4 protein-coding genes are annotated in these 3082 nt (G+C 46.8%); 2 read left to right on the forward strand and 2 right to left on the reverse strand.

Features of this window, described 5'->3' with window-relative positions:
* Window positions 1–946 (forward strand): FAD-dependent oxidoreductase (locus PX481_RS23165; RefSeq protein ID WP_288096282.1); only part of this gene is annotated, 946 nt, incomplete at its 5' end.
* Window positions 947–1051: 105 nt separating this feature from the next.
* Window positions 1052–1984, forward strand: coding sequence for a 15-cis-phytoene synthase CrtB (gene crtB, locus PX481_RS23170; protein WP_002762567.1), 933 nt, complete (start codon window positions 1052–1054; stop codon window positions 1982–1984).
* A gap of 305 nt (window positions 1985–2289) precedes the next feature.
* Here the strand turns inward: crtB and PX481_RS23175 are convergent, their stop codons facing one another.
* Both PX481_RS23175 and PX481_RS23180 read right to left on the reverse strand, forming a co-directional pair.
* A complete protein-coding gene (locus PX481_RS23175; RefSeq protein ID WP_002762568.1) occupies window positions 2290–2766 on the reverse strand; it encodes a hypothetical protein in 477 nt (158 codons plus the stop codon).
* An 82-nt stretch (window positions 2767–2848) separates the two neighbouring features.
* Window positions 2849–3031: a hypothetical protein gene (locus tag PX481_RS23180; protein WP_079209469.1), complete on the reverse strand. Its 183-nt coding sequence runs from the start codon at window positions 3029–3031 to the stop codon at window positions 2849–2851.
* Window positions 3032–3082 lie beyond the last annotated feature (51 nt).

The raw sequence follows: 3082 nt of genomic DNA on the forward strand, positions 1-3082 counted from the left end.
TAGGGTAGAAAAAGAAGTGTTTATCGCTATGTCGAAAGCCCTAAACTTTATCGATCCTAACGAGATTTCCGCCACGATTCTACTAACAGCCCTCAACCGCTTTTTACAGGAGAAAAACGGCTCAAAAATGGCTTTTCTCGACGGTTCACCCCCGGAAAGACTCTGCCAACCTTTAGTCGATTACATCACCGCTAGAGGTGGAGAAGTGCGCTTGAATGCCCCTTTAAAAGAGATTATCTTAAATGAAGATGGCACAGTTAAAGCCTTCTTAATGCGCGGTTTAGACGGTGGGGAAGATTATCTTTTTGAAGCCGATCTTTATGTGTCTGCGATGCCGGTAGATCCTTTAAAAGTTTTACTACCTAAACCTTGGCAAGAAGATAAATTCTTTCAAAAATTAGAAGGATTAGAAGGGGTTCCCGTCATTAATTTACACCTCTGGTTTGATCGCAAACTAACCGACATCGATCATTTATTATTCTCCCGTTCGCCCTTACTCAGTGTTTATGCTGACATGAGCAACACCTGTAAAGAATACGCTAACCCCGATCGCTCGATGTTAGAATTAGTTCTCGCTCCCGCTCAGGATTGGATTAGCAAATCCGATGAAGAAATTATCGCCGCCACGATGAAAGAACTAGAAAAACTCTTTCCCCAACATTTTACTGGCGATAATCCCAGTCAATTGTTAAAATATCATCTGGTGAAAACTCCCCGATCAGTTTATAAAGCCACCCCTGGCCGACAAGCTTATCGACCTTCTCAAAAAACTCCGATCGAGAATTTTTATCTCGCCGGTGACTATACCATGCAAAAATATTTAGGAAGCATGGAAGGAGCCGTTTTATCGGGGAAATTAGCGGCAGCAGTGATCAGCAAAGATCACCCCGCAGCACCGCTAAACCCGAATAAAACCCAATCTACACCAGTGTCCAGCGCTCGTTAATTCTCTGGCTAGGGACTAATGACGAAAATGGCCTTGAGTGAGACAATGCTATATCATTAGCCACAGTTCGCCGTTAATCTAAGTCAATCATTCCGCCCCAGCAGAATGCTCCAATTGCCAAAACCGACCCACCCCACCAAACCCCTCGTCTCCCTTGCGGAGTCCTACGAACTCTGTCGCCGGATTACAGAGAAGTATTCCAAAACGTTTTATCTCGGTACTCTCCTGATGCCGAAAGCAAAACGTCAAGCGATCTGGGCAATTTATGTCTGGTGTCGTCGTACCGATGAACTGGTCGATGGACCCCAAGCCCGGTTAACTACACCTGAAACCCTTGATTTATGGGAAAAACAGCTAGAAACCGTCTTTTCTGGGGTTGCCATCGAGGATGCCGATGTCGCTCTCGTGGATACTCTAGAAAAGTTCCCCATGGATATCCAACCCTTTCGGGATATGATCGCCGGGCAACAGATGGACCTCTATCGCAGTCGTTATCAAACCTTTGATGAACTAAAACTGTACTGCTATCGGGTGGCGGGGACGGTGGGGTTAATGTCCAGCGCGGTGTTAGGATTGGAAGATGACGATCGCTCTGCCCCTTGGCGGCGCAATCAAAGCGTCTATATTCCGCAAGAAGAAGCGATCGATCTCGGTATTGCCAATCAATTAACCAATATTTTGCGGGATGTGGGGGAAGATGTCCATCGTGGGCGGATTTATCTACCTTTAGAGGATTTAGAGCGTTTTAACTACAGCGAAGACGATTTACTCAAAGGGGTTAATGATCACCGTTGGCAGGCGTTAATGCGCTTCCAAATTGAGCGGGCCCGTTATTACTACGATTCCGCCGAAAGGGGGATTCGCGCCCTTAATCCCGATTCCCGTTGGCCGGTTTGGGCGGCTTTACTGCTTTATCAAGGCATTTTAGACGTAATTGAAGCAAATAATTACGATGTCTTCGCCCGTCGTGCCTTCGTGCCTTTAACCAAGAAAATGCTCTATTTACCCGTGGCTTGGTTGCGATCGCAAGCGTTATAAAAATTCGACGGGTTTTGCTGCTTGCCGACTCCACCCGTCGAGTCTTAACTAGGGTTGGCTGAAAAAGTCTTTCCTGGGGGCAGGGTGTGGGGTGTGGGGTGTAGGGTTTTACCCATTTTCATCTGGTAAACTACCTAATTTTCAGGGAAAAAGTCCCTGAATTCTCCCCCTGATCACTACCATATCTGGTACTTTTTGACCTCCCCAAAGTCTAAAAGTCTTACCCAACAAGGTTTTTAGATTTATTCAGCCAACCCTAACTATTAAGTTTTCCCAATTCAGCTGCTTAACTTGGGTTTGCTTTTTCAGCGCGATTTAGGAGTCACCAACCAGAAAGGTCCGGTTTCCGTGCAGGGAACATCTCGTTCGGTTTCGTAAACCACAAGACCGTCTTGCCGATCCAAAACTAACGCTTCTCCTAGACGGACGTAGGATATAAACGGGACAAGATAGCGGACGACTGGCTCATCGCTACAGGCAGGCAACACCCGATCGTTAAAATACTCCCCTCCCACATCCTCGACGCTTTCATAGTAGCGGATGCTGAGATCATCGATCGCTTTCCCCGGAAAGCGGTCTTGGATAGCTGACCGGAGAAATTCTGGCAGCGGTCGATCGGGCGATAATAATGTTCCAGATTTCATGGCTTTTCCCCCTAAAACTAAAGGAAGCGGGAAACTCTGACAAATGCCGTCCCGATCGGAACTATTGGCTTCCGCTCCCCACCTCGGCAATTTTTTACTAGGGATGGGATCTGGCGCAGGGAGTCCCTTTGTATTCATTGTAACAAATTTCCCCAGAAGGGTTCGGGGCGATACGGTGAGAACAGTTTTTCTTGATTTTTCGTTACAAAGATTGACAAATTTATCCTTTTATTTTGGCGATAATAATAATTACCAGGCGACAAGCCAGAAAAAATAATGGAAACAGGGAAAGACGGACGAGGCTGGGACTAACTAGGGTTTGCGGCAAAAAGTTTTTCGGTGGTGGCAGGGTGTGGGGTGTGGGGTGTGGGGTGTGGGGTTTTACCAGTTTTGAGGTGGCCAATTACCTAATTTTCAGGGAAAAAGTGCCTAAATTTCCCCCCGATCACTCCCA

It is taken from the genome of Microcystis sp. M53603_WE2, assembly GCF_030065435.1.